27 protein-coding genes are annotated in these 23,544 nt (G+C 59.4%); 18 read left to right on the top strand and 9 right to left on the bottom strand.

Features of this window, described 5'->3' with window-relative positions; translation table 11 throughout:
• Positions 1-21: 21 nt before the first annotated feature.
• Together A9G06_RS05020 and A9G06_RS05015 are read left to right on the top strand one after the other, a co-directional pair.
• Complete coding sequence (locus A9G06_RS05020; protein WP_005340335.1) at positions 22-957, top strand: LysR family transcriptional regulator; 936 nt, start codon at positions 22-24, stop codon at positions 955-957.
• A 182-nt stretch (positions 958-1,139) separates the two neighbouring features.
• Positions 1,140-2,336 carry a NupC/NupG family nucleoside CNT transporter gene (locus A9G06_RS05015; protein WP_069554459.1) on the top strand — a complete coding sequence of 399 codons (1,197 nt, stop codon included), beginning with the start codon at positions 1,140-1,142 and terminating at the stop codon, positions 2,334-2,336.
• A 101-nt stretch (positions 2,337-2,437) separates the two neighbouring features.
• Here the strand turns inward: A9G06_RS05015 and A9G06_RS05010 are convergent, their stop codons facing one another.
• From A9G06_RS05010 to A9G06_RS04990, 5 genes are all read right to left on the bottom strand, one after another.
• Positions 2,438-2,857 carry a DUF4426 domain-containing protein gene (locus tag A9G06_RS05010; protein WP_005340339.1) on the bottom strand — a complete coding sequence of 140 codons (420 nt, stop codon included), beginning with the start codon at positions 2,855-2,857 and terminating at the stop codon, positions 2,438-2,440.
• A gap of 43 nt (positions 2,858-2,900) precedes the next feature.
• Complete coding sequence (yggU, locus tag A9G06_RS05005; protein ID WP_069554458.1) at positions 2,901-3,203, bottom strand: DUF167 family protein YggU; 303 nt, start codon at positions 3,201-3,203, stop codon at positions 2,901-2,903.
• On the bottom strand, positions 3,203-3,754 hold the full coding sequence (locus tag A9G06_RS05000) for a YggT family protein (RefSeq protein WP_047436998.1): 552 nt from the start codon (positions 3,752-3,754) through the stop codon (positions 3,203-3,205). The genes yggU and A9G06_RS05000 overlap by 1 nt, the downstream gene beginning before the upstream one ends.
• 11 nt (positions 3,755-3,765) lie before the next feature.
• Entirely contained in the window at positions 3,766-4,590 is an 825-nt protein-coding gene (proC, locus tag A9G06_RS04995) for a pyrroline-5-carboxylate reductase (protein WP_069554457.1), read from the bottom strand.
• 142 nt (positions 4,591-4,732) lie between these two features.
• Entirely contained in the window at positions 4,733-5,434 is a 702-nt protein-coding gene (locus tag A9G06_RS04990; RefSeq protein ID WP_069554456.1) for a YggS family pyridoxal phosphate-dependent enzyme, read from the bottom strand.
• Positions 5,435-5,473: 39 nt separating this feature from the next.
• Between A9G06_RS04990 and tapT the strand changes: the two genes are divergently transcribed.
• From tapT to A9G06_RS04970, 4 genes are all read left to right on the top strand, one after another.
• Positions 5,474-6,508 carry a type IVa pilus ATPase TapT gene (gene tapT, locus A9G06_RS04985; RefSeq protein WP_005340354.1) on the top strand — a complete coding sequence of 345 codons (1,035 nt, stop codon included), beginning with the start codon at positions 5,474-5,476 and terminating at the stop codon, positions 6,506-6,508.
• 27 nt (positions 6,509-6,535) lie between these two features.
• Positions 6,536-7,645 carry a type IVa pilus ATPase TapU gene (gene tapU, locus A9G06_RS04980; protein WP_005340356.1) on the top strand — a complete coding sequence of 370 codons (1,110 nt, stop codon included), beginning with the start codon at positions 6,536-6,538 and terminating at the stop codon, positions 7,643-7,645.
• A 47-nt stretch (positions 7,646-7,692) separates the two neighbouring features.
• On the top strand, positions 7,693-8,466 hold the full coding sequence (gene yaaA, locus A9G06_RS04975) for a peroxide stress protein YaaA (RefSeq protein WP_064338818.1): 774 nt from the start codon (positions 7,693-7,695) through the stop codon (positions 8,464-8,466).
• Positions 8,467-8,660: 194 nt separating this feature from the next.
• A complete protein-coding gene (locus A9G06_RS04970; protein WP_005340360.1) occupies positions 8,661-9,086 on the top strand; it encodes a hypothetical protein in 426 nt (141 codons plus the stop codon).
• 360 nt (positions 9,087-9,446) lie between these two features.
• On the opposite strand, the gene A9G06_RS04965 is transcribed toward A9G06_RS04970, so the two are convergent.
• Positions 9,447-9,977 (bottom strand): methylated-DNA--[protein]-cysteine S-methyltransferase, encoded by a 531-nt coding sequence (locus A9G06_RS04965; RefSeq protein WP_083243735.1) that lies wholly within the window; start codon positions 9,975-9,977, stop codon positions 9,447-9,449.
• Positions 9,919-10,335 carry an alternative ribosome rescue aminoacyl-tRNA hydrolase ArfB gene (arfB, locus tag A9G06_RS04960; RefSeq protein ID WP_042053320.1) on the bottom strand — a complete coding sequence of 139 codons (417 nt, stop codon included), beginning with the start codon at positions 10,333-10,335 and terminating at the stop codon, positions 9,919-9,921. The genes A9G06_RS04965 and arfB overlap by 59 nt, the downstream gene beginning before the upstream one ends.
• Before the next feature lie 201 nt (positions 10,336-10,536).
• On the opposite strand from arfB, the gene glnK reads away from it, so the two are divergent.
• From glnK to A9G06_RS04935, 5 genes are all read left to right on the top strand, one after another.
• Complete coding sequence (gene glnK, locus A9G06_RS04955; protein WP_005341406.1) at positions 10,537-10,875, top strand: P-II family nitrogen regulator; 339 nt, start codon at positions 10,537-10,539, stop codon at positions 10,873-10,875.
• A gap of 258 nt (positions 10,876-11,133) precedes the next feature.
• On the top strand, positions 11,134-12,141 hold the full coding sequence (locus A9G06_RS04950) for a Fe(3+) ABC transporter substrate-binding protein (RefSeq protein WP_005340374.1): 1,008 nt from the start codon (positions 11,134-11,136) through the stop codon (positions 12,139-12,141).
• 39 nt (positions 12,142-12,180) lie between these two features.
• Complete coding sequence (locus A9G06_RS04945; protein WP_069554455.1) at positions 12,181-13,806, top strand: iron ABC transporter permease; 1,626 nt, start codon at positions 12,181-12,183, stop codon at positions 13,804-13,806.
• Positions 13,807-13,888: 82 nt separating this feature from the next.
• Positions 13,889-14,923: an ABC transporter ATP-binding protein gene (locus tag A9G06_RS04940; protein ID WP_069554454.1), complete on the top strand. Its 1,035-nt coding sequence runs from the start codon at positions 13,889-13,891 to the stop codon at positions 14,921-14,923.
• A gap of 103 nt (positions 14,924-15,026) precedes the next feature.
• Positions 15,027-15,932 carry a Dyp-type peroxidase gene (locus tag A9G06_RS04935; protein ID WP_069554453.1) on the top strand — a complete coding sequence of 302 codons (906 nt, stop codon included), beginning with the start codon at positions 15,027-15,029 and terminating at the stop codon, positions 15,930-15,932.
• Positions 15,933-16,022: 90 nt separating this feature from the next.
• Here A9G06_RS04935 and argR read toward each other — a convergent pair whose 3' ends face one another.
• Positions 16,023-16,493: a transcriptional regulator ArgR gene (argR, locus tag A9G06_RS04930; protein WP_005340378.1), complete on the bottom strand. Its 471-nt coding sequence runs from the start codon at positions 16,491-16,493 to the stop codon at positions 16,023-16,025.
• A gap of 201 nt (positions 16,494-16,694) precedes the next feature.
• Between argR and A9G06_RS04925 the strand changes: the two genes are divergently transcribed.
• The 6 genes from A9G06_RS04925 (at position 16,695) to A9G06_RS04900 (ending at position 21,654) form a co-directional block, all read left to right on the top strand.
• Positions 16,695-17,435 carry an ATP-binding cassette domain-containing protein gene (locus A9G06_RS04925; RefSeq protein WP_069554452.1) on the top strand — a complete coding sequence of 247 codons (741 nt, stop codon included), beginning with the start codon at positions 16,695-16,697 and terminating at the stop codon, positions 17,433-17,435.
• Between the two features lie 24 nt (positions 17,436-17,459).
• Positions 17,460-18,197, top strand: coding sequence for a transporter substrate-binding domain-containing protein (locus A9G06_RS04920; protein ID WP_069554451.1), 738 nt, complete (start codon positions 17,460-17,462; stop codon positions 18,195-18,197).
• Between the two features lie 3 nt (positions 18,198-18,200).
• The gene (artQ, locus tag A9G06_RS04915; RefSeq protein WP_042011891.1) at positions 18,201-18,851 is read left to right on the top strand and encodes an arginine ABC transporter permease ArtQ; all 651 of its coding nucleotides are present in this window, start codon (positions 18,201-18,203) and stop codon (positions 18,849-18,851) included.
• 3 nt (positions 18,852-18,854) lie between these two features.
• Positions 18,855-19,517, top strand: a complete 663-nt coding sequence (gene artM / locus A9G06_RS04910; RefSeq protein ID WP_069554450.1) for an arginine ABC transporter permease ArtM — start codon at positions 18,855-18,857, stop codon at positions 19,515-19,517.
• A gap of 221 nt (positions 19,518-19,738) precedes the next feature.
• Positions 19,739-20,674: a malate dehydrogenase gene (gene mdh, locus A9G06_RS04905; RefSeq protein ID WP_069554449.1), complete on the top strand. Its 936-nt coding sequence runs from the start codon at positions 19,739-19,741 to the stop codon at positions 20,672-20,674.
• 395 nt (positions 20,675-21,069) lie between these two features.
• Positions 21,070-21,654, top strand: a complete 585-nt coding sequence (locus tag A9G06_RS04900; RefSeq protein WP_026034955.1) for a tetratricopeptide repeat protein — start codon at positions 21,070-21,072, stop codon at positions 21,652-21,654.
• A gap of 99 nt (positions 21,655-21,753) precedes the next feature.
• Here the strand turns inward: A9G06_RS04900 and hmpA are convergent, their stop codons facing one another.
• Entirely contained in the window at positions 21,754-22,947 is a 1,194-nt protein-coding gene (hmpA, locus tag A9G06_RS04895; RefSeq protein ID WP_069554448.1) for an NO-inducible flavohemoprotein, read from the bottom strand.
• A 111-nt stretch (positions 22,948-23,058) separates the two neighbouring features.
• Here hmpA and A9G06_RS04890 point away from each other — a divergent pair, with 111 nt between their 5' ends.
• A complete protein-coding gene (locus tag A9G06_RS04890) occupies positions 23,059-23,529 on the top strand; it encodes an Rrf2 family transcriptional regulator (protein WP_005340388.1) in 471 nt (156 codons plus the stop codon).
• Positions 23,530-23,544: the final 15 nt, after the last annotated feature.

Here is a 23,544-nt window from a genome sequence, read left to right as displayed (position 1 = left end):
GTGCTGCAACGTCTTCCTCAAATGGTGATCTTCGATGCGCTGGTGCGCGAGCAGGGGATCTCTGCCGCCGCCCGTCGTCTCGGGGTCTCCAAATCCCATATCAGCAAGCAGCTGGCGCTGCTGGAGACCACTCTTGGCGCCCAGCTGGTACAGCGCACCACCCGCCGCTTCGTCCTGACCGAGCTGGGTCAGGAGTATGCCCGCCACTGCCATGCGCTGGTGGCGGTGGCGCAGGAGGCGGACTCCATGATCGCCGAGCGGCGTGGCAAGGTGAGCGGTGTGCTCCATCTCGGGGTGGGCCAATCATTTGGTCGTCTGCACGTCATTCCTCATCTCAAGGCATTTCAGGATCGCTATCCCGAGCTGGAGCTGGAGGTCTCGCTGTTCGACCATAGAACCAATCTGGTGGATGAGGGGCTGGATCTCTGGCTCACCACCTATGAGGACAAGCCGGAAGGGCTGGTGGGACAGCGGCTGGCCGACATTGGCTTCGTAGTGGCGGCTTCGCCGGATTACCTGCTGAGCCACGGCACGCCGCTTCATCCCAAGGATCTGGCCCAGCACAACTGCATCACTTACCAGAGTCGGGAGCGGCGCTATCACCAGTGGTCGTTTCGCCAGGGCAAGGAGCGTCAGACGGTGCAGGTGGCGGGCAACTATCGAGTAGATATGGCGGAGGCGGTGCGGGATGCGGCACTGGCCGGGCTCGGCATCGCCTATATCGCCAACTACTTGCTGGACAAGGAGTTACAGAGCGGCAAGCTGATCCCTGTGCTGCCAGGGTGGCGACCGAACCAGCAGATGGCGGTACACGCCGTTTATGCCCGGCGTGAACATCTGGATCCCAAGATCCGTCTCTTCATCGATTTCCTCAAGGCCCGCTTTGGCCCCGAACCCTATTGGGAGCAGCGACTGGCCCCCTGGCTTGGGGGGAAATTGTCCGGTGGTGAGGAATGATTGTTTCCATTTAAGAACTCTCGATTTCTCCTGATACTAAAATCGAACCAAATCAGCCAGTTGGCGCAACCGATATCGTGCAAACGTTTTTTCTAACAGGGTTGTAACCAAGCGGACTTGCAGTGACGTGGGGAGAGGCGCAGAATCCGCGCCCATCTTTTGCCCCACCTGATGGAGTCCCTATGATTGCCCTGCTCGGCATCCTGAGTATCCTGGCGCTTGCCGTCATCTGCTCTGATAATCGTCGTCGTATCCCGTTGCGAACAGTAGGCCTTGCCCTCTGCCTGCAAATCATGTTTGCCGGTCTGGTGCTCTGGTTGCCTGCTGGTCAGCACATGCTGAACGGGGTCAGCGAGAGCGTAAGCAGCGTGATCGGTTATGGTCAGGAGGGGATCGCCTTCCTGTTCGGCGATCTGGCCAAGTTCAAGCTGGGCTTCATCTTTGCCTTCAACGTGTTGCCGGTCATCATCTTCTTCTCCGCGGTGATCGCCATCCTCTACCACATCGGCATCATGCCGCGGGTGATCGCCCTGCTGGGTGGTGGCTTGCAGAAATTGCTGGGCACCGGCCGCGCCGAGAGCCTCTCCGCGACTGCCAACATCTTCGTTGGCATGGTGGAAGCGCCGCTGGTGGTCAAACCCTACCTCTCCAAGATGTCCGATTCCCAGTTCTTCGCAGTGATGAGCTGTGGTCTCGCCTCCGTCGCCGGTGGCACCCTGGTGGGCTATGCCAGCCTCGGGGTTGAGCTGAAATACCTGATCGCTGCGGCCTTCATGTCGGCCCCTGCCGGTCTGGCGATGGCCAAAATCCTGGTGCCGCCGGGAGCTGAAGAGGTCGATCACCATCAGGATGTCGAGATCCCCCGCGCCACCAACGTGATTGAAGCGGCGGCCGATGGCGCCATGTCTGGCCTCAATATTGCGGTGGCGGTCGGTGCCACCTTGCTGGCCTTCGTTGGCGTGATCGCCATGCTCAATGGCCTGCTCGGCTGGGCTGGCGATCTGGTAGGGCTGGATCTGAGCTTCCAGATCATTCTGGGCTGGCTGTTTGCCCCCGTCTCCTGGCTGATCGGGGTACCTTGGGATCAGGCGCAAGCTGCTGGCGCTCTGATCGGTACCAAGATCGTGGTCAACGAGTTCGTCGCCTTTATCGGTCTGGTGCAGGATCAGACCCTGAGCGAGTCGAGCAAGGCCATCGTGACCTTCGCCCTGTGCGGCTTTGCCAACATCTCCTCCATGGCGATCCTGATCGGCGGTCTGGGCTCCATGGTGCCGGAGCGCAAATCCTTCATCGCCCGTTACGGCATGCGCGCCATTCTCTCCGGCGTGCTGGCGAACCTGATGAGCGCCTGTCTGGCCGGTCTGTTCCTCGCCCTGTAACCGCTGCGGCACGGAATAGATGCAACAAGGGCGCTGCGATGGCGCCCTTGTCATATGGATAAAATGAAGCCCCGACCTTGTTCGGGGCTTCTTGTTGCTGCTCAGTCGACGTAGAAGGTCTGCTGGAAGCTGAGGTTCTGCTGCTGCCCACCGCCCATGATCTTCAGGGTGAACTGATAGGTATCTTCGTTGCGGTAGGGGAGGGTCGCCAGATAGTAGATGGCATCCCCCTCTTTTACCTCCTGAAAGTTCAGGGTGCGGATGGTGCCGGTCAGGTTCTTGGCCTCACCGGTGATCCCCACGGCTTGCGCCACTTTCTGCTTGTCCTGTACCGCGATATTGATGATGGCGTTGTAGCGGCTGCGCTCCAGTCCATACGCCTTGGCGACCTCGGGGGTGAGGAAGCTGGAGTTGAAGGCGTTGTAGTGCACCAACCAGGGCCCCAGCTCCTTCATCTGTTCTGCCTTGAGCGGCAGGGTCATCAGCAGTGCTAGCAGGCCACTCATCCAGGCTGTTTTCATCTGTCATCCCTCTCATATCTACGGTTGGCGCAGGCCGATTCATTCAGCCTTGCGCGTTATTCAGCAGTGCACTCACTTCTTGCGGCAACTGTTTGGGGCTGTCGATGGCGACGGTTTTGTGTCGCCCCAGCTCGCCCCGCACTATGGTGACCTGGCCCTTGGCCACCTTGAACTGCTTGGCCAGAAACTTGATCAGATGGCTGTTGGCCTGGCCATCAACCGGCGGCGCCGTGATGGCCACTTTCAGCTCTTCGCCATGCAATCCGATGATCTGATCCCGACTCGCCTTGGGCTGGATCACCAGATGCAGTACCAGTTCATCCCCTTGTTGCAGGACGGCTGGCATCAAATCATCCACCACAGCTGGCCGAACAGGTCACCCAGCAGGTAGTTGATGGCTTGCAGGCCGATAAAGGCGACCAGCACCGAGAGATCCAGTCCGCCCAGTGCCGGCAGTACGCGGCGGATAGGGGCGAGGAACGGCTCGGTCAGCTGATGCATCACGTATTCGATGGGGTTGCGGCCCTGGCTGACCCAGCTCAGGATGGCGCGGATCAGCAGTACCCAGAAGATCATCGAGCCCGCTTTCTTCAGCACGGTCAGCGCGGCAAACAGGCTGATGCTGAGCCAGTCCGCCAGCAGTACGTTCATGCTCTTGAGCAGGGCCAGCTTGGCGAATGCGATGGCCAGCGCCAGCACCACGGAGGCGAGATCGATGCCGCCCAAGCCAGGGATAACGCGGCGCAGCGGGATCACCAGCGGATTGGTCAGCTTGACCACCATCTGGCTCATCGGGTTGTAGAAGTCGGCACGGGCCCACTGCAGCCAGACGCGCAGCAGGATCACCATCAGGTAGAGATCGAAAACGGTGTTAATCAGAAAGTAAGCAGTGTTCATCTGGGCTCCTGTTAGAAGAGGGTTTCCATTTCGGTGGCGCGAGCAACGGCCGCCTGCATGGCTTGCGCAGTCAGCGGCATCAGCCCCTGCTGCTGGAATGTCTTGATGGCTTCGGCTGTGGTGCCGCCCTTGCTGGTCACCTGCTCACGCAGAGTCTGCAGCGCCAGCTCAGGATTCTGCTCCACCATGGCGGCTGCGCCCAGCGCGGTCTGCTGCACCAGCAGGCGTGCCTGATCGGGCGAGAAACCCATCGCCTCCGCCTCTTCGGCGATCGCCTGCATAAAGAGGAAGAAGTAGGCCGGAGCACTGCCCGCCGCGGCGATGACGCCGTTGATGCCGGACTCCTGCTCCACCCAGAGGGTCTTGCCGACCGCCTGCATCATCTGCTCGGCAAAGTCGCGATCCGCGGCGGCAATATATTCGGGTGCATAGAGGCCGGTCATGCCCAGACCCAGCAGGGCAGGGGTATTGGGCATGGTACGGATGATACGGTCGTGGCCACCGGCCATCTCGCCAAGGCGCGCCACCTTGATACCAGCCGCGATGGAGATGAGCAGCTTGCCCTCAAGGGAGCCCAGCTCGGCAACCAGCGCGGCCAGCATGCCGGCCATCAGCTGCGGCTTGACCGCCAGCACGATCACTTCGGCGTCTCGGGCCGCCTCGGCATTACTCTGGGTGATGCGAATGCCATGTTCGCTCGCCAGCGCTTCCAGCTTGGGCAGACTGGGGTTGGCAGCAGTGATCTGCCCGGCGGGATAACCCGCCTTGACCAGTCCGGCGATGATGCTGCGGCTCATGTTGCCCGCGCCGATAAAGGCCAGCGTTCTATGCTGCATCAGATGCTCCTGTTGCACATGGGGTCGCGGCGGGGTGGGTGCTGCCTGCACCACCTGACGTCAGAATTCGGTGTTCCATCAAACGCTCCTGTTGATGAAGTCGCGGCAAGAGGCGGACGTATGGGTTATCCGCTGGCCTTGCCTATGAGTAGTCACGGGCGCCGAAGATGGCGGTGCCGACCCGCACCATGGTGCTGCCGTGGGCGATGGCCAGTTCGAGATCTTCGGTCATGCCCATCGAGAGGGTATCCACCGTGGGGTATTGTCGCGCAAGCTCGGTGAACAGAGTCTGCATACGGGTCATTTGGGCGGCCAGTACGCCCTCGTCGCTGGTGTGTTCGGGAATAGCCATCAGCCCCCGCAGCACCAGTCGCTCACTGTGAGAGACCTGCTCGGCAAGGCGGAAAATCTCTTGTTCCGACGTTCCGGATTTGCTGCTCTCTCCGCTAATATTGATTTGCAGACAAACATTTAGCGGTGCCATGCTGGCGGGGCGCTGGTTGTTCAGGCGGTCGATCAGCTTGTCCCGATCCACGCTCTGCACCCAGTCAAACCGTTCGGCGACCAGTTTGGATTTGTTCGATTGCAAAGGGCCGATAAAGTGCCACTCTATGTCGCTATATTCCGGCTGCTGGCGCAAGGTATCGATCTTGGCCGCTGCTTCCTGAGCGTAGGATTCGCCAAAGCAGCGCTGACCTGCGGCATGGGCGGCCATGACGGCCTCGATGGGCTTGGTCTTGCTCACGGCCAGCAGGCGGATCTGCTGCAGGTTGCGGCTCGCCTGTTCGGCGGCCTGGGCAATACGTTCCTTTACCTGAAACAGGTGCTGGGCAATCTGGTTCATATTTCGTTAGTGATCTTGTGATGGGAGAATGACAAGTCTATGGATATCACAGAGTTATTGGCTTTCAGTGTAAAGCATAAAGCCTCGGATCTACACCTCTCGGCCGGGGTTCCCCCGATGATCAGGGTTGATGGTGAGGTTCGCAAGATCAATTTGCCCGCCCTGGAACACCGGGAAGTGCATGCCCTCATTTACGACATCATGAACGACCATCAGCGCAAGGAGCTGGAGGAGAACTTCGAGGTCGACTTCTCGTTCGAGGTGCCCAATCTGGCCCGTTTCCGGGTCAACGCCTTCCAGCAGGCGCGCGGTTCCGGCGCGGTATTTCGTACCATCCCCAGCACGGTGCTGAGCCTCGAGGATCTCGATGCGCCGGAGATCTTCCGCAAGATCGCCGAGTTCCCGCGGGGTCTGGTGTTGGTGACCGGCCCGACCGGATCGGGTAAATCGACCACCCTGGCGGCCATGGTCAACTACATCAACGAGAACTTCCATCACCACATCCTCACCATCGAGGATCCCATCGAATTCGTCCACGAGAACAAGCGCTGCCTGGTGAACCAGCGGGAAGTGCATCGAGATACCAAGAGCTTCAGCAACGCTCTGCGCTCGGCACTGCGGGAAGACCCGGACATCATTCTGGTGGGCGAGATGCGGGACCTTGAGACCATTCGTTTGGCCATGACCGCCGCCGAAACTGGCCATCTGGTGTTTGGCACCCTGCACACCTCGTCGGCGGCCAAGACCATCGACCGTATCATCGACGTCTTCCCTGGTGCGGAGAAGGACATGGTGCGCTCCATGCTCTCCGAATCCCTGCGGGCGGTCATCTCCCAGACCCTGCTCAAGCGCATTGGCGGCGGCCGGGTGGCGGCCCACGAGATCATGATGGGCATTCCGGCGGTGCGTAACCTGATCCGGGAGGACAAGATTGCCCAGCTCTACTCGGTGATCCAGACCGGGATGACCCACGGTATGCAGACCATGGATCAGAGCCTCAAGCAGCTGGTGAGCCGCGGTGTGGTGGCATCCCTCGATGCCAAGGCCAAGGCAGTGGATCCCAACAGCATTTAAGCGACTCGCACCCAGGAGGGATAGATGATGAATCTGGATGATCTGCTGAGCGAGCTGGTCGAGCGAAAGGGATCGGATCTATTTGTGACGGTGGGCTCGCCGCCCACCCTCAAGGTAAATGGCCATCTGGTGTCGCTGGGGGGGGAAGCGCTCGACAAGAAGGGGGCGCTGACGCTGGTCAGGGATACCCTCAGCAGCGATCACTTCGAGCGCTATATCCGCACCAAGGAGGCCAACTACGCGATCTATCGCGAGGCGCTTGGCCGTTTTCGGGTCAGCGCCTTCTGGCAGCAGGAGCTGCCCGGCATGGTGGTGCGGCGTATCGAGACCCGCATTCCCACCTTTGAAGACCTGCAGCTACCCAAGATCCTGCAAGAGGTGGCGATGGCCAAGCGGGGGCTGGTGCTGTTTGTCGGCGCCACCGGGGCGGGCAAATCGACTACCCAGGCGGCGATGATCGGCTATCGCAACCAGCATGCCGATGGTCACATTCTGACGGTGGAAGATCCGGTGGAGTTCGTCCATCAGCATGGTCGTAGTCTGGTGACCCAGCGAGAGGTGGGGATCGATACCGAGTCGTTCGATGTGGCGCTGAAAAGCTCGCTGCGTCAGGCGCCTGACGTGATCCTGATCGGTGAGATCCGCAGTCAGGAGACCATGGAATTTGCCCTGCAGTTCGCCGAGACGGGACACCTTTGTCTCGCCACTTTGCATGCCAACAATGCCAATCAGGCGCTGGATCGCATCCTCCATCTGGTGCCGCAAGACAAACACCGCCAGTTCCTGTTCGATCTCTCTTTCAACCTCAAGGCCATCGTCGCCCAGCAGCTGGTGCCGAGTATGGATGGCAAGCGGCGCTGCGCCGCGTTCGAGATCCTGCTCAATACCCCGCTCATCACCGACATTATCCGCAAGGGAGAGATGCATCGCCTCAAGGAGGTGATGACCAAATCCACCGAGCTGGGTATGCAGACCTTCGATCAGGCGCTTTTCAGCCTGTTCTGCGCCGGCCAGATTGGCTACAGTGAGGCACTCGCCCACGCCGACTCGGCCAACGACCTGCGACTGCTGATCAAGCTCTCCGGTCGCGAGCGGCTCGGCACCGGTACGCTGGACAATGTGACGCTGGATGAATGAATCATGGGGCCGCTCTGCCGTTCGGCCCCTCGCCATAAAGGAACGTTATGCTGATTGTGGTTTCCCCGGCCAAGACGCTGGATTACGAGTCACCGCTGGTGACACCCCGTTTCACCCAACCCGAGCTGCTGGATCACTCTGCCGAACTGATTAGTCGTGCCCGCCAACTGAGCCCTGACCAGATCGCCACACTGATGAAGATCAGTGACAAGCTGGCCGGTCTCAATGCCGCCCGGTTTGCCGAGTGGCAGCCAGATTTCACCCCCGCCAATGCCCGTCAGGCGCTGCTGGCCTTCAAGGGGGATGTCTACACCGGATTGGCGGTGGAGGATTTCAGCGAGGCCGATTTTGACTTCGCTCAGGCACACCTGCGGATGCTCTCCGGCCTCTACGGCGTGTTGCGTCCCCTCGACCTGATGATGCCCTACCGGCTGGAGATGGGGACCCGGCTCGACAATAGCCGCGGTAAGGATCTCTACCAGTTCTGGGGGGAGGTGATCACTCACCATCTCAACGACGCGCTGGCAGCGCAGGGGGATGAAGTGTTGATCAATCTGGCCTCCGACGAGTATTTCAAGTCGGTACGCCCCAAGAGCCTGAAAGGGCGGATTGTCACACCGGTGTTCAAGGATGAGAAGAATGGCCAGTTCAAGATCATCAGCTTCTACGCCAAGAAGGCGCGCGGCATGATGGCTCGCCACATCATCAAGCACCGTCTGACCGAGGTGGAGCAGCTGACCGGTTTCAACGCCGAGGGCTACTACTTTGTGCCGGAAGAGTCGGACGCCAATACCCTGATGTTTAAACGCGCCGAAAATTAATTACAAAAAGAGGGAACCAATCTTTCGACCCGCGGGTCTGAATATGTGAATCCTCTGTTGTAAGCACTTTTTATTCGCCGACGTTTGATACGTCGGCTTTTTTATTGCCGTTTTTATTGTCCATCGATTGCCTTCGCCGGGACTATGTGGTTCAGATAGACTCAAGACAGGGAGCGAGTCGTCGTGAGGTGAATATGGAACAGAAAAATGCCATTCGGCAGGTTGCCGTCCCTTGGGCTCCGTCCCGCCAGCTACCGCCCGGTCTGGTTGTGGCCGAGCTGCATCAGGATCTCTGGAGCGACTCTCTGACCATCATGCTGGGGCGGGCACGCAGCATCGATCTGCCCCCGCAAATCCTCTGCCGGGTCTATTTTCGCCATATCTACGCCCTGCGGGTCATCGAAGATTGCGATCTGGCCGAGGGGAAGGATAGTCACGCTATCGAAGAGCAGATCCAGCTCATCACCCCATCCCGTTTTGCCAGCTGGTTCCATCAGGAGTCGGACGGCCTGCATCTGGATGAAGATCTGCAGCACTATCGCATCTCGACCTGGGATTATTGCGCCGATGTGCTGACCTCCTCGGCGCCGGAGCTGCAGTTCCTGCCCCAGAGCGAGTAGCCAGCTGTTACGTCAGAGGCGAAGGAGGATCCTTCGCCTCTGGTTTTTTGGGCGGGCGCATATTTTGTTGCGCTCAGGCCACTCAACCCGGGTGGTAGCCTGCTGTGTTGGCACAAAAAAAGCGCCTCAGAGGAGGCGCGGGGAAAAAGACAGATTGGAAGCGTCACATGGGTGCTACTTGAATCAGCGAATGAGCCGTGCCATTCAAGTATGGAGCCATCATGCCAAGCTCAATCTGAAGTAGTTCTGAGGCGATTCTTCATTTTCTGTTCATCTTGTCAGCAACGCGTGGTCACTGACTGAAAGCCTTTTCATTCTGATCACGATATTGTCCTGTCCCTCTCCGGGGCGCTCATCGTCTCATGGGACCAGCTCGAATGCCGTGCCTGTCTGTTCCAGAGCCAGCAACCAGCGCTTGATGGGAATGCCGCCAGCATAGCCGGTCAGATCGCCGCTGCGTCCGATCACCCGATGGCAGGGCACTATGATGCTCAGCGGATTGCGCCCGTTGGCAGCGCCCACTGCCCGCACCGCCTTGGGATTGCCGATAGCCTGGGCAATCTCGAGATAGCTGACGGTCTCGCCATAGGGGATATCGCACAAAGCATTCCACACCGTTTGTTGGAACGGGGTGCCCTTCGCTGCCATGGGCAGAGCGAACTGCTGCAATTTTCCGGCGAAATAGGCGGTGAACTGCTCGACGAAAGGAGCAAGAGCCAGGTCATCACGCAGCCACTCATCGGTCGGAGTGACCGGCTGCTCCCCCTGCACGAACTCCACATAGCGCAGGCCATCCTGATCGATGGCGACCAGCAGGGGGCCGCGGGGTGGCTCAGTCCAGAACCGGTTTGCCGCGGGTGGATTTGATATCCCCCTTGCGCTTTTTGGCATCGACCCGTTTGCGCTGGGAGCTGCGGGTCGGCTTGGTGGCATGACGGGCCTTGGGGCGCCAGGCTGCTTTCTTCAGCAACTCCACCAGACGGCTCATCGCCTCCTTGCGGTTCATATCCTGGCTGCGATGGCTCTCGACCCGGATCAGGATAAAGCCATCGTGTACCCGGCTGTCGCTCAGCTTGTCGAGACCCTCCTTGTAGAGGGGCGTCAGGCTGGGAGAGTTGCGGTAATCGAAGCGCAACCAGACGGCGGAGTCGGTCTTGTTGACGTGCTGTCCACCGTTGCCCTGTGCCCGCATGGTCTGAAATTGCAGCTCATGCCATGGAATCGTGACGCTGTTGGAGATAACTAACATGCTGTTTTGCTCTTGTTTGGTGCATACCCGCTGACCGCTGCAGCATGGTGCCTCATTATGGGGCGTGCTGGCCGGTTATGGGGATGCTCCTGGCGAATGGCGCAGGCATTAAACTCTATCTATATGAAATAAAACAATAAAAATACTTGGCATAAGAATTGAAACCCGATTCATGACACACCATGGATTGGGAGCAACCAGATGAAGCTGATTAGTGCGATTATCAAACCGTTCAAGTTGGACGATGTCCGCGAGGCTATTGCCAACCTGGGGGTGGAAGGGCTGACCGTGTCCGAGGTCAAGGGATTTGGCCGCCAGAAGGGACACACCGAATTATACCGGGGAGCCGAGTATCAGGTCGACTTCCTGCCCAAGGTGAAGCTGGAGATTGCTACCGCCGATGATAACGTGGAAGGGGTGATCGAGGCGATCTGCAAGGCGGCCTATACCGGCAAGATCGGCGACGGCAAGATCTTTGTCTACGACTTGCTGCAAGCGGTGCGCATCCGCACCGGCGAGAGTGACGACGAGGCGCTGTGATGAACCGCATCCGTGACGTACAGATTTGTTGACCTCCCGATCTCGGGAATTTCCGATGGCGTGAGCGCTTATTGAAGCCTGATCAATATAACGTTTTGCTCAGAAGAGGCCGAATGGGATTCCATCCGGCCCTTTTCATTTATGGGCGATTAAATATGTGATGTGGCGACGGCGAGCTTTCTTGATCCGCTTATAAGATGTATGCAGAATGCAAACGGAAATCGTTATCACTCTGTATAGCTAATCAAGGAATGGATGATGAAAATGAAGATGTTGGCACTGGCTTTCTCTGCGTTGGCAGCTCAGTCGGCATTGGCGGCCGGGGAAGTGAATGTCTACTCCAACCGGCAGGATGAGCTGATCAAGCCCATCATCCAGCAGTTCGAGAAGGAATCTGGCATCAAGGTGAACGTGGTGTTCGCCAAAGAGGGATTGAACGAGCGTCTAGAGCGGGAAGGCAAGCTCTCTCCGGCCGACCTGATGCTGACCGTCGATATCAGCCGTCTGACCGATCTGGTGGACAAGGGGCTGGTGCAGCCGGTGGACAGCAAGATCCTACAGGAGAACATCCCCGCCATCTATCGTGATCCGGAGAATCGCTGGTTCGCCCTGACCACCCGGGTTCGCGCCATCTACTCCAGCAAGGATCGCCTCGGCAAGCTCGACACCATCAGCTACGAAGATCTGGCCAAACCGGAATTCAAAGGGAAAATCTGCACCCGCAGCGGCAAGCATGAGTACAATGTGGCGCTGGTCTCCTCCATGATTGCCCATCACGGCATGGCCGAGACCAAAACCTGGCTGGAAGGGGTCAAGGCCAACCTGGCGCGCAAGCCGCAGGGCAACGACCGGGATCAGGTCAAGGCGATCAAGGATGGTATCTGTGACGTGTCACTCGGCAACAGCTACTATCTGGGCGCCATGTTGAAAGATCCTGCTCAGAAGTCCTGGGCGGATGCGGTCTATATCAACTTCCCGAACCAGGCCGACCGCGGTGCACACGTCAACGTGAGTGGCGTGGCCATGACCAAGTATGCCAAGAACAAGGCCGAGGCCCAGAAGCTGATGGAGTTTCTGGCTGGCGACACCGCCCAGCACATGTATGCGGATGTGAACGCCGAATATCCGGTCAAGGCCGGAGTCGAGCCTTCCGCCATGGTCAAGTCCTGGGGCAGTTTCAAGTCTGACGCACTACCGGTCAGCGATTACGCCAAGCACCGCAAGGACGCCTTGCAGTTGCTGGATGAAGTGAAGTTCGATTTGTAATCAGATGGGGCCAACGGCCCCATCAACATCTGTGGTCTCATGAAAAATTTTGGATGGATGACCGGCAGCTGGGCCACCGCCCTGCTGCTGGCTTTGCCGGTGCTCGCTCTGCTCTTCTCAGCCTTCTCGGCTGAGGGAGAGCTGTTTCGCCACCTCGCCGATACCGTGCTGCTCGACTATCTGGCCAATACCCTGGGGCTGGTGGTTGGCGTGGTGCTGCTCAGCCTGCTGTTTGGTGTGCCAACCGCCTGGCTGGTAGCCATGTGTCAGGTGCCGGGGCGTCGTGCCCTGCAGTGGGCGCTGATGCTGCCGATGGCCATGCCCTCCTATATCGTCGCCTACGTCTATACCGACCTGCTCGACTACTCGGGCCCGCTACAGGCCGGGTTGCGCGCCCTCTTTGGCTGGAACAGTCCGGCCGATTACTGGTTTCCGGCCATTCGCTCCCTTGGCGGCGCTGCCTGGGTGCTGGCACTGGTGCTGTTCCCCTATGTCTATCTGCTGACCCGCGCCTCCTTTCTGGAGCAGTCAGTCAGCCTCATTCACTCCAGCCGCCTGCTCGGCTGTACCCCGTGGCAGAGCTTTCGTCGCCTCAGTCTGCCGCTGGCGCGCCCCGCCATCATGGTGGCGGTATCGCTGGTGGCGATGGAGACGCTGGCCGATTTCGCCACCGTCCACTTCTTTGCCATCAACACCCTGACCACGGCGGTCTACGACACTTGGCTCGGTTACGGCAGTCTGGCCACCGCGGCCAAACTCTCCTGCCTGATGCTGCTGGCGGTGGTGCTGCTGATCGCGCTGGAGCGCCGCTCGCGCAGTCGGCAGCAGGTGTTCCAGAAGTCCATGGGCCATGAGCAGCCGCTGCGCTATCCGCTCAAGGGGATGAGTCGCGCTCTTGCCGCTTTTTGGTGCTGGGGGCTGGTGCTGGCCGGTTTCGCTCTGCCGTTCGTCATCCTGCTCGATTACGGGGTGCGCTATTTCGAGCTGTCGTGGACGCCGGAGTTTGTCCGCTTCGCCGGCAACAGCTTGGCTATCTCGGCGCTGACAGCTCTGCTGGCGATGGGCATCGCCCTGCTGCTCGGCTTCTTCCGCCGCCTCGATGGCGGGATAAAGAGTCTGTTGCCCCTGCGCATTGCCGCCATGGGTTACGCCATGCCGGGCACCGTGCTCGCCATCGGGGTGCTGGTGCCGCTCACCGCCCTCGACTTTGCCATCAACGATCTGGCCGAGTGGCTCGGGCGTCAGGGGCCGGGCTTGCTGCTGACCGGCACCATCACCGCCATCGTGTTCGGTTATCTGGTGCGCTTCGTGGCCATCGCCATCGGCTCGGTGGAGAGCAGCATGGGCAAGATCTCCCCCAGTCTCGACATGGCTGCCCGCTCCCTGGGGCAGGGGGATGGCGGCATGCTGCGGCGGGTCCATCTGCCGCTGGTGCGCCGAGGTCTGTTTGCCGGTGCCATGCTGGTATTCATCGAATCCATGAAGGAGCTGCCCGCCGCCCTGCTGCTGCGGCCGTTCAACTTCGATACTCTGGCGACCCACGTCTATCAGTTTGTCTCGGACGAGATGCTGGAGCGCGGCGCCCTGGGCGCTATCGTCATTGTGCTGGTAGGACTGTTGCCGCTGATCTGGGTCAACCGCAGTCTGGACAGTCCGGGCCACTGAGTCGCCGCGTCGGTCAATGAAATTGCATGCGGTGTGCTGAACCGAAAGGCCGCACGCCGCTAGAAACGAGAGGAAGTCAGCCTTGTCCTGTTTGCAGGTTGAAAATGTCAGCTGCCGTTACAACGGCCGCAATGTGCTGGAGCAGCTCTCCCTGACGGTGGCAGACAACGAGATCGTCTGCCTGCTGGGAGCCAGTGGCTGCGGCAAAACCACGCTGCTCAAGGCCATCGCAGGGCTGCTGCCGTTGGCAGAGGGCACGATTCGCCTCGGCGATACCCTGCTCGACGGGCCGGGTGTCGGCATGCCGCCCGAGGCGCGCAATATCGGGATGATCTTTCAGGATTACGCCCTCTTCCCCCACCTGACGGTAGCTGACAACGTCGGCTTTGGCCTGACCAAACTCGATCGCCGCGCCCGCCAGCAGCAGGTGGACGAGGCGCTGGCGCTGGTCAATCTGCAGGGGCTGGGGGATCGTTATCCGCACCAGCTCTCCGGTGGTCAGCAGCAGCGGGTGGCCATCGCCCGGGCGCTGGTGTGCAAGCCGCGGCTGATGCTTCTGGATGAACCTTTTTCCAACATCGATACCCAGGTGCGGATGAAGTTGATCCTCGAGATCCGCGCCCTGCTCAAGCAGCAGGGGATCGGCGCCATCTTCGTCAGCCACAGCAAGGAGGAGGCGTTCGCCTTCGCCGATCGGCTGGCGCTGTTTCGCGCCGGTCACATCGAGCAGGTGGGCCAGCCTGAGCAGCTCTATCGCCGTCCGCAAAACCGTTTCGTGGCGGAGTTTCTCGGCGGGGTCAACTATCTGGCTGCCGAGGTGGTGGACAGCCACTGCGTGCAGACGGCGCTCGGGGTCATTTGTGGCAGCGAGCCTCATGGCCGGGCGGTGGGCGAGCAGTTGCAGCTGATGCTCAGACCCCAGCAGTTGTTGCTGGAGAGCGCCGCAGATGGCGAGCTCAAGGTGGTGGAGCAGCAGTTCCTCGGCCACCACTGCCGGGTGCTGTTCGAGTGTGGCGATCTGCAGCTGGAGGCGAGCATTGGCGAGCCCCTTGATGGGATGCGGGCACGGATCAAGGTCGCTCCCCATGGATTGGTGTTGTTTGACCCTTTGCCCTGAACGCGTGATATCGTCGTGAAATCAAAGAACTGGATCCACTCTGGTTTATAATCGCGCAACGCAAATAGCCCGTAACGCTAACGCCTACTCAGGGGAGAGATATATGAAAGCCCAAGCCGGGATCTGCGCAGAGCCGAATCTGCACGCCCTCTATCTGATGTTCAATCGTACCGGCGATGCCGCCGAACTGGTCGGCCTTCTGGCCAAACTGCCCGCCCTGTGGCAGGCGGTCGCCGCCGATTTCCCCGATGCCGGTTTCAGCGGTCTGGTTGCCGTTGGCGCCGATGCCTGGGATGGTCTCTACCCTGCCGCCCGTCCGCCCCAGTTCCGCAGCTTTATGGCGCAATCCGCCAACGGTCAGGAAGCCCCCAACACCCCGTTTGATCTCTTTATTCAGCTGCGAGCCGATCGGGTGGATGTGCTGCACCACGCCGGTCACCGTGTGATGGCGCTGCTGGCTGGAGTGGTCGAGCTGGCCGAAGAGGTGCGCGGTTTCCGCAATCTGGATTGCCGTGACCTGACCGGTTTCGTCGATGGCACCGAGAACCCGCAGGATGAACACCGTGCCGAAGTGGCGCTGGTGGCCGATGGCGAGTTTGCCGGTGGCTCCTACATCCACGTTCAGCGCTGGGTCCACGCCATGAGCGACTGGGAGAAGCTGGCGCAGAAAGAACAGGAAGACATTATCGGTCGAACCAAGCCCGACAACATCGAGTATGAGTCTGCCGCCAAACCGCTGACCGCCCACATCAAGCGGGTCAACCTCAAGACGCCGAAAGGGGAATCCATGGAGATCCTGCGCCAGAGCATGCCCTGGGGCACCATGACCGAGCAGGGGCTCTACTTCATCTCCTGCTGCCGCACACCGCAGCACTTCAACGCCATGCTGGCCAGCATGTACAAGGGGGAGGGCAGCCACTTCGACCACCTGCTGCGCTTTACCAAGGCAGTGACCGGCGCGGCTTTCTTCGCCCCATCGGAGGGTTTTCTGATGGCGCAGGGCAAATAAGCCCGCCTGACGAAGACTCAGAAAACAAAAATCCCGGCCTTGGCCGGGATTTTTCGTTCTGGCTTGACCGCGATGACTCGGTAGCGGCCATTACGGCGTCTGTTCGAACAACTCGAGGGCGGAGAGGTAAAGCTCTTCGATATCGGTGTCGCTGGTCGGGGTGATGAAGATGGTGTCATCACCGGCGATGGTACCGAGGATTCCCTCTGCCTTGCCAAGGGAGTCGAGCAGGCGGGCGATCAGCTGGGCTGCACCTGGGCTGGTGTGGATCACCACCAGTGCGCCGTTGTGATCGACGTCCAGTACCAGATTCTTGAGCGGGCTGGAGGTGGTGGGCACGCCCAGTTCCACCGGCAGGCAGTAGACCATCTCCATTTTGGCATTGCGAGTGCGAACGGCGCCGAAGCGGCTCAGCATGCGCGATACCTTGGACTGGTTGATGTTCTCGAAGCCCAGCTCTTGCAGGGCGGTGACGATTTCTGCCTGGGAGCCAAAGCGCTCTTCTTTCAGCAAGGCTTTAAAGGCCTTGGCCAGTTTTTCTTGCTTGTCGTTGTGTTTCATCTTGGTCTCACGAATGAGGAGGTGTGGCGGCCTGTGCGATACAGGCGGCAGATACGAACAGCGGGGCCATTTTGCATTCATATGCCGTTTTTTGCAAGGAAGTGGCGCTTGTTCTGCATATTGATTCAAAAATGGCTTGCATCAACCTTTATTAGGGATAGAATCGGGATGAAATTTTGAAAACTTATTCAATTGGGCTGTATGGGTATTGAATTAATAGGTATCGAGAAGTCCTGGCACAAGGTGCCGGTTCTGCAACAGGTCAGCTTTCGGACATCCCCCGGTGAAACCTTGGTGTTGCTGGGCCCGAGCGGTGCTGGCAAGAGTTCCCTGCTACGGATGATGAACCTGCTGGATACCCCGGATGCGGGTGTTCTGCGGATTGGCGAAAGTGAATTTTCTTTCCCGATCTCCCTCTCTACTGCCGAATTCAACCGCCAGTCCCAACTGCTGCGTCGCAAGGTGGGGATGGTGTTCCAGCAGTACAATCTCTGGCCACATCTCACTGTGATGGAGAATCTGATTGAAGCGCCGGTCAAGGTGCTTGGCATGAGCAAGGAGGCCGCCATCGAGAAGGGGGCCTATCTGCTGGCCCAGCTGCAACTGGCCGACAAGCGCGATGCCTGGCCTGCCCGTCTCTCTGGCGGCCAGCAGCAGCGGGTGGCCATTGCCCGTACCCTGATGATGGACCCGGAAGTGCTGCTGTTTGACGAACCGACTGCTGCCCTCGATCCCGAGATCACCAAAGAGGTGGCCGAGATCATCCGCAACCTGAGCCAGACCGGCATTACCCAGGTGGTGGTGACCCACGAGGTCGACTTTGCCCGCAAGGTGGCCAGCCAGGTGATTTATCTGGAGAAGGGGCGGATCATCGAATCCGGCACCGCTGCCATTTTCCAATCCCCGCAAACCAGCCGGTTTGCCGAATTCTTGATGCATTGATATTGAATCGATAAGGAAGCTGTCATGAAAAAGAGTCTGTTGTTGGTTGCTGCCATGGGCCTGTTGAGTACCTCCGTCATGGCCAAAGAGGTTAAGTTCGCCACCGAGGCCACCTACGCGCCGTTCGAATACCTGGATGACAAGAACGAGTTTCAGGGTTTTGACATCGATCTGGCGCGCGCCATCTGCGAGCAGGCCAAGCTGGAGTGCAGCTTCCACAACCAGGCCTTTGACAGCCTGATCCCCAGCCTCAAATTCCGTCGCTATGATGCCGCCATTGCCGCCATGGATGTGACCCCGGAGCGCTCCGCGCAGGTCGACTTCTCCGACATCTACTACGAGAACTCGGCAGTATTCGTCGCCAAGAAAGGGGCCTTCAAGGGGCCGGAAGAGATGGTCGACAAGACAGTCGGCGTGCAGAACGGCACCTCTCACCAGTCCTATCTGGTGGATAACTGGGTGAGCAAGGGTCTGCTGACCGTGCCTTATGCCAGCTACCAGAGCGCCTTCCTCGACATGATGAATGGCCGTACCGACGGTGTCTTTGCTGATACCGCCGTTGCTGCCGACTGGCTGAAGCAGCACAAGGAGTATGCGGTGGTGGGTGCACCGGTGACCGATGCCAAGTACTTCGGTACCGGCTTTGGCATCGCGGTCGCCAAGGGCAATCAGGAGCTGCTGACCCAGCTGAACAAGGGGCTGGCCGAGATCAAGGCCAACGGCACCTATCAGAAAATCTTCGACAAATACTTCGCGCAGTAAGCCATGTTGAGCCTGTTGTTGGATGCAGCCTGGATGACCCTCGGGCTGGCCTTGGCATCACTGGTCGGGGGCATGGTATTGGCACTGGCGTTCAGTGCCGCCGAGCTCAGCAAGCAGCGTGCGCTGGTGTGGCCGGTGGCCACCCTGACCACGCTGATCCGTGGCCTGCCCGAGTTGCTGGTGGTGCTGTTCATCTACTTCGGCTCGACCCAGGTGTTGTTCCTCATCACTGGCGAGTATGTGGAGTTCAGCCCGTTCGCCTGTGGCGTGCTGGCGCTCTCCCTGCTGTTTGCCAGCTATGCGACCCAGACCCTGCGAGCGGCGCTCAATGCGGTGCCTGCCGGGCAACGATTAGCAGCACTGGCGCTGGGATTGAGCAAGAGCCACATCTTCTTTCGCATCGTGTTGCCGCAGGCGTGGCGTCATGCCCTGCCGGGCCTCGGCAACCAGTGGCTGGTGTTGCTGAAAGATACCGCGCTGGTGTCGCTTATCGGGGTTAACGAGATGATGCGTCAGGCTCAGATGGCCTCGGCCAGTACCTATGAGCCTTTCACCTGGTATGCCGCCGCGGCCCTCATCTATCTGGCCATCAGTCTGGTGAGTGAATATGGCCTCGGGCTGGCTGCCCGCTACACCCGCCGCTACGGAGGCTAACTGATGCAAGAGTATCTCGTTACGTTGCTGGGCGGTCTTGTCACCACGCTGGAGCTGACCCTGTTCAGCCTGCTGCTGGGGATTGTGTTGGCAGTCCTGATGACCTGGGTGCTGGAGCTGCGCCTGCCGGTGGCGACCCAGCTGGTGCAGCTGTGGGTGCTGCTCTTTACCGGTACGCCGCTGCTCATTCAGATCTTCCTTATCTACTACGGGCCGGGTCAGTTCGAGTGGCTGAAAGCCAGCCCGCTCTGGCCGCTGCTCAAGCAGCCCTGGTTCTGCGCCGTGCTGGCGCTGGGTCTCAATACGGCGGCCTACTCCACCCGGTTGTTCAAGGGGGCGCTCGATGCCATCCCGGCCGGTGAAGTAGAGGCGTGTCGTGCGCTTGGCTTTAACGGTCGCCAGACCCTCTGGATGAAGGTGCGCCACGCCGCCCGTCATCTGGTGCCTGCCTACTCCAACGAGGTGATCCTGGTGCTCAAGGGGAGCTCCCTCGCCAGTACTATCACTATCATGGACATCATGGGGCTGGCGCAGGGGTTGAATGCCCAGACCTACGATACCCTGGCGGTGTTCGGGGTGGCTGGTGGGCTTTATCTGGCGATGAACGGATTGTTAACAATTGGTTTTCGCTGGTGTGAAAAACGGGCGTTGGCATTCCAATCCTGAGACCTTCAGAACTACCTCTTTATGGTAAGGAGAAGTGCAGAAAAACTGTGCTTCTCCTCCAACTTTTTGTATTTCCCTCCAATTTTTGCTCCCGCGTGTTTCGTGGCTCACAGAACCCGTGACTGCAACTGTTATCAGATTGTTTTTTATGGGGGGATCCATTAAGGTTGGGCGCACAACAACAAACAACCTTAAACCTACGCTTAAACATGGAGTTGATCATGAAAGTTGCCGTTCTGGGTGCCGCTGGTGGCATCGGTCAAGCCCTCGCTCTGCTGTTGAAAAACCGTCTGCCGGCTGGCTCCGAGCTGAGCCTGTATGACATCGCCCCGGTTACTCCGGGTGTGGCCGTTGACCTCAGTCATATTCCTACCGACGTCGCCATCAAGGGCTTCTGCGGTGAAGATCCGACTCCTGCGCTGGTTGGGGCCGATGTGGTGCTGATCTCCGCCGGTGTGGCACGCAAGCCGGGGATGGATCGCTCCGACCTGTTCAATATCAACGCCGGTATCGTCAAGAATCTGGTCGAGAAGTGCGCGGCCACTTGCCCGAAAGCACTGATCGGCATCATCACCAACCCGGTCAACACCACTGTGGCTATCGCCGCCGAAGTGCTGAAGAAAGCCGGTGTCTATGACAAGCGTCGCCTGTTCGGTGTCACCACCCTGGACGTGATCCGCGCCGAGACCTTCGTGGCCGCTGCCAAAGGGTTGAACATCGACAAGGTTCGCGTCAATGTGATCGGTGGTCACAGTGGCGTCACCATTCTGCCGCTGCTCTCCCAGATTGAAGGCGCCTCCTTCACCGCTGAAGAAGTGGCTGCCATGACCAAGCGCATCCAGAATGCCGGTACCGAAGTGGTAGAAGCCAAGGCCGGTGGCGGTTCCGCCACCCTCTCCATGGGGCAGGCGGCTTGCCGTTTTGGTCTCTCCCTCATCAAGGGTCTGCAGGGCGAAGCCAACGTCATCGAGTGCGCCTACGTGGAAGGCAATGGCGAGCACGCCACCTTCTTCGCGCAGCCGGTACTGCTGGGCAAGAATGGCGTCGAAACCGTACTGGATTACGGCAAGCTGAGCGCCTTCGAGCAGGAAGCGATGGAAGGCATGCTGGCTACCCTGAAAGCCGATATCCAGCTGGGTGTCGATTTCGTCAAGTAAGCGGGTCAACCGTGCCAACAAGGGAGCTTCGGCTCCCTTTTGTATTGATGAGATCCGCCCGGCAGGCTAAGGGGATGGGGCTTGGTGCCGATAACAGAGTGCAGCAGGAGATCCTTATGATGAAACCCCTTACCCTTCTCGTTCTTGTCGGTGCATTCACCGCGCCCCTCTATGGTGCCGAGGCGGTATCGGCTGCCGTATCGAGCGATGCGCCTGCAGCAAGTGCATCGGCACCGACCGCAAGCAGTGCTGCGGTGGCAACGGCCCCTGTCTCTGCTGCTACGCCAGCGCCCTCTGAGGCAGTCCCCGTCTTGCTTCCGGCCGAGCCGGTCACACCCGTTGCCAGCAGTGGCGAGGGGGCCGCGCCGCTGCCAAAACCGGCGGAGCCTGCCGCTGTGGTGGCGCCTCCCGCGCCTCTGGCCGCTGGCGAGTTGCAGGCGGTGCCGCTCTATCGTCAGGACGAGCTGCTCAACTGGATTGAGCAGGGGCGCCATCTCACTCAGGTGAAGCAGGATCGCTGTCAGCTGACTCAGGATATCGAAGCGCGCGCCTCGGTGATGAAGATCCCGGCCTATCAATTCCTCTGGGGGGATATGCTGGCGTGGGGTGTCTGCACCAAATCCAATGCCGAGCTCGGGGTGCAATATATGTGGGAGGCGGCCAATCAGGGGTTGGCGCCGGCGCTGGAGCAGCTGGGTCGCTACTACTGGAAAGGAACTTTGGTGCAGAAGGATCTGGTGCGAGCCGAAACACTGATGCGCGAGGCGGCCAGCCTCGGTTTTCTGCGGGCTCGCATCGAGTGGGTCGAGATGCTGTTGCAGGGGATGGGCAGTCCGCTTGATTATGAGGACGCCTATCGCTGGCTCCATGGCTCCGTCATCGGTGACAAGGCGCTGCACCAGAAGGCGGCGAGTCTGCTCAACCGTCTTGGCAACCGGATGCCGGCCAACGTGGTGGCCCGCGCCAAGGCGATGCACTGATCCAAAAAAATGACCCACAGATCTGCACCTGTGGGTCCGGTTCCAGCCGCCGTGCCATGACAGGCCGGGACCTCCCTCTGTTATATGGCTGCCCGCGCCTTAGAGATCTTGGTGGGGGCCAAAAACTTCGTAATGGAGCTGCCCGGCTGACACCCCAGCCGCCAGCAGCTGCCGCTTGATCTCCTGCATAAAGCCGACAGGGCCACAGAAGTAGTAGTGGGCCTCTGGCGTGATGCGCTCTTTCACGGCAGTCAGATCCATGGTGCCGGCCAGGTCATAATCTTCACCCTGTACATCGCTGGCCTCCGGCTCCCGATACCAGACCCGGCTCAGCAAGTTGGGATGCTGGCGGGATTTTTGCTGAATATCCTCCCGGAAGGCGTGTACAGCACCCTGTTCGCAGGCGTGCAGCCAGGTGATCTCGGCCTGATGAGCACTTTCCAGCAGCTGGTTGAGCATGCTCATCATCGGCGTCACGCCGACACCGGCTGAGAGCAGTACCACCGGGGTCTGGCTGTCGGCTTTCAGGTAGAAATCGCCGGTAGGAGGCATCACCTCGATCTTGTCACCCGCCAGCAGGTGATCGTGCAGCAGGTTGGAGACCTGACCCTGCGGCTCACGCTTGACGCTGATGCGGTAATCCTGCCCGTTGGGGGCATCGGAGAGGGAGTACTGGCGGATCTCCTGATATTCCAGCTCGGGGTGAACCAGCTTGATGCTGAGGTATTGGCCCGGTTTGAAGGTCAGTACCGGCTTGCCATCTTCCGGCGCCAGCAGGAAGGAGGTGATGAGGGCGCTCTCGGCTCGCTTCTCCTTGATGATGAAGGTGCGAGTACCTTGCCAGCCGCCATCCTGATTGGCCTTTTCCTGATAGATCTCCCGCTCGCGGCCGATAAAGATGTCTGCCAGCACGCCATACGCCTTGCCCCATGCCTCCAGCACCTCGTCGGTGACCGCACTTCCGCCCAATTCTTTGAGCGTGGCCAAGAGATGACTACCTACAATGTGATATTGTTCCGGCTGGATCAGGAATCCGGTATGTTTGTGCGCAATCCGCTCGACCGCACCGGCGAGCGCCCCCAGATTGTCGATATTCTTTGCATACGCGGCGACTGCATTGAACAGGGCCAGCGGCTGGCCGCCACTGCGTTGGTGGGCCAGGTTGAAGATATCTTTCAGCTCCGGGTTATGGCTGAACATTCGTTGGTAGAAGTGCTGGGTGAGGGCAGGGCCTGCCGATTCGAGCAGCGGAATGGTGCTTTTGATGACGGCAACGGTGGTTTGATCTAGCATAGGGGCCTCGTTCTAATTGAACATATAAAATGTCATTTAATAAGTGGCATCCTAGATGTTTATTTGATTTGAATCAATACTCCACTTTTCGCATCGCGCTAATCAGGTTTTATGAGACTAACCAGTTATACAGATTTTGGATTGAGAGCCCTGCTCTATCTTGCCACCCTGCCGGAAGGGGAGTTGTCGAGCGTTGCCAAGGTATCGGCCCTGTATGGCGTTTCCCGCAACCACATGGTGAAGGTGGTCAATCAGCTGGTGAAGCTGGGCTATCTGCAATCCCAGCGTGGCAAGAATGGCGGTATTCGTATGGCTTGCGATCCCGCCACCATCAATATCGGGCAGGTGATCAGGGCGCTGGAAGGCAATCTGGACGGTATTGACTGCGGCTCGCCCGCTTGTCACATCGTCTCTGTCTGTCTGCTCAAGAGTGCGCTGAAAGAGGCGATGGATGCGTTTCTGGCGGTGATGGACAGCTATACGCTGCAAGACCTGCTGGCCAACCGTGACGAGCTACAGAGGGTGTTTGGCGAGTTGATCCCGACGCTGGTGCTGGAGCCGGATGATGAAGATGAACAGTGACGATGAGCAATAGAA

Source organism: Aeromonas sp. DNP9 (assembly GCF_001728955.1).
Taxonomy (GTDB): domain Bacteria; phylum Pseudomonadota; class Gammaproteobacteria; order Enterobacterales; family Aeromonadaceae; genus Aeromonas; species Aeromonas veronii.
The sequence above is the reverse complement of the archived record's forward strand: the minus strand, read 5'-3'. Positions and strand labels throughout refer to the sequence as shown.

Bases quoted from the DNA above. Each gene is read 5' to 3' on its own strand.
- tapU (WP_005340356.1), top strand. From the start codon at position 6,536: ATGAATCTGGATGATCTGCTGAGCGAGCTGGTCGAGCGAAAGGGATCG.
- A9G06_RS05020 (WP_005340335.1), top strand. From the start codon at position 22: ATGGTGATCTTCGATGCGCTGGTGCGCGAGCAGGGGATCTCTGCCGCC.
- artQ (WP_042011891.1), top strand. From the start codon at position 18,201: ATGTTGAGCCTGTTGTTGGATGCAGCCTGGATGACCCTCGGGCTGGCC.
- yaaA (WP_064338818.1), top strand. From the start codon at position 7,693: ATGCTGATTGTGGTTTCCCCGGCCAAGACGCTGGATTACGAGTCACCG.
- A9G06_RS04890 (WP_005340388.1), top strand. From the start codon at position 23,059: ATGAGACTAACCAGTTATACAGATTTTGGATTGAGAGCCCTGCTCTAT.
- arfB (WP_042053320.1), bottom strand. From the start codon at position 10,335: ATGTTAGTTATCTCCAACAGCGTCACGATTCCATGGCATGAGCTGCAA.
- A9G06_RS05010 (WP_005340339.1), bottom strand. From the start codon at position 2,857: ATGAAAACAGCCTGGATGAGTGGCCTGCTAGCACTGCTGATGACCCTG.
- proC (WP_069554457.1), bottom strand. From the start codon at position 4,590: ATGCAGCATAGAACGCTGGCCTTTATCGGCGCGGGCAACATGAGCCGC.
- A9G06_RS04990 (WP_069554456.1), bottom strand. From the start codon at position 5,434: ATGAACCAGATTGCCCAGCACCTGTTTCAGGTAAAGGAACGTATTGCC.
- glnK (WP_005341406.1), top strand. From the start codon at position 10,537: ATGAAGCTGATTAGTGCGATTATCAAACCGTTCAAGTTGGACGATGTC.
- artM (WP_069554450.1), top strand. From the start codon at position 18,855: ATGCAAGAGTATCTCGTTACGTTGCTGGGCGGTCTTGTCACCACGCTG.
- argR (WP_005340378.1), bottom strand. From the start codon at position 16,493: ATGAAACACAACGACAAGCAAGAAAAACTGGCCAAGGCCTTTAAAGCC.
- A9G06_RS04920 (WP_069554451.1), top strand. From the start codon at position 17,460: ATGAAAAAGAGTCTGTTGTTGGTTGCTGCCATGGGCCTGTTGAGTACC.
- hmpA (WP_069554448.1), bottom strand. From the start codon at position 22,947: ATGCTAGATCAAACCACCGTTGCCGTCATCAAAAGCACCATTCCGCTG.
- A9G06_RS04945 (WP_069554455.1), top strand. From the start codon at position 12,181: ATGAAAAATTTTGGATGGATGACCGGCAGCTGGGCCACCGCCCTGCTG.
- A9G06_RS05000 (WP_047436998.1), bottom strand. From the start codon at position 3,754: ATGAACACTGCTTACTTTCTGATTAACACCGTTTTCGATCTCTACCTG.
- A9G06_RS04925 (WP_069554452.1), top strand. From the start codon at position 16,695: ATGGGTATTGAATTAATAGGTATCGAGAAGTCCTGGCACAAGGTGCCG.
- A9G06_RS04970 (WP_005340360.1), top strand. From the start codon at position 8,661: ATGGAACAGAAAAATGCCATTCGGCAGGTTGCCGTCCCTTGGGCTCCG.
- A9G06_RS04935 (WP_069554453.1), top strand. From the start codon at position 15,027: ATGAAAGCCCAAGCCGGGATCTGCGCAGAGCCGAATCTGCACGCCCTC.
- mdh (WP_069554449.1), top strand. From the start codon at position 19,739: ATGAAAGTTGCCGTTCTGGGTGCCGCTGGTGGCATCGGTCAAGCCCTC.
- A9G06_RS05015 (WP_069554459.1), top strand. From the start codon at position 1,140: ATGATTGCCCTGCTCGGCATCCTGAGTATCCTGGCGCTTGCCGTCATC.
- A9G06_RS04950 (WP_005340374.1), top strand. From the start codon at position 11,134: ATGAAAATGAAGATGTTGGCACTGGCTTTCTCTGCGTTGGCAGCTCAG.
- yggU (WP_069554458.1), bottom strand. From the start codon at position 3,203: ATGCCAGCCGTCCTGCAACAAGGGGATGAACTGGTACTGCATCTGGTG.
- tapT (WP_005340354.1), top strand. From the start codon at position 5,474: ATGGATATCACAGAGTTATTGGCTTTCAGTGTAAAGCATAAAGCCTCG.
- A9G06_RS04965 (WP_083243735.1), bottom strand. From the start codon at position 9,977: ATGCCAAAAAGCGCAAGGGGGATATCAAATCCACCCGCGGCAAACCGG.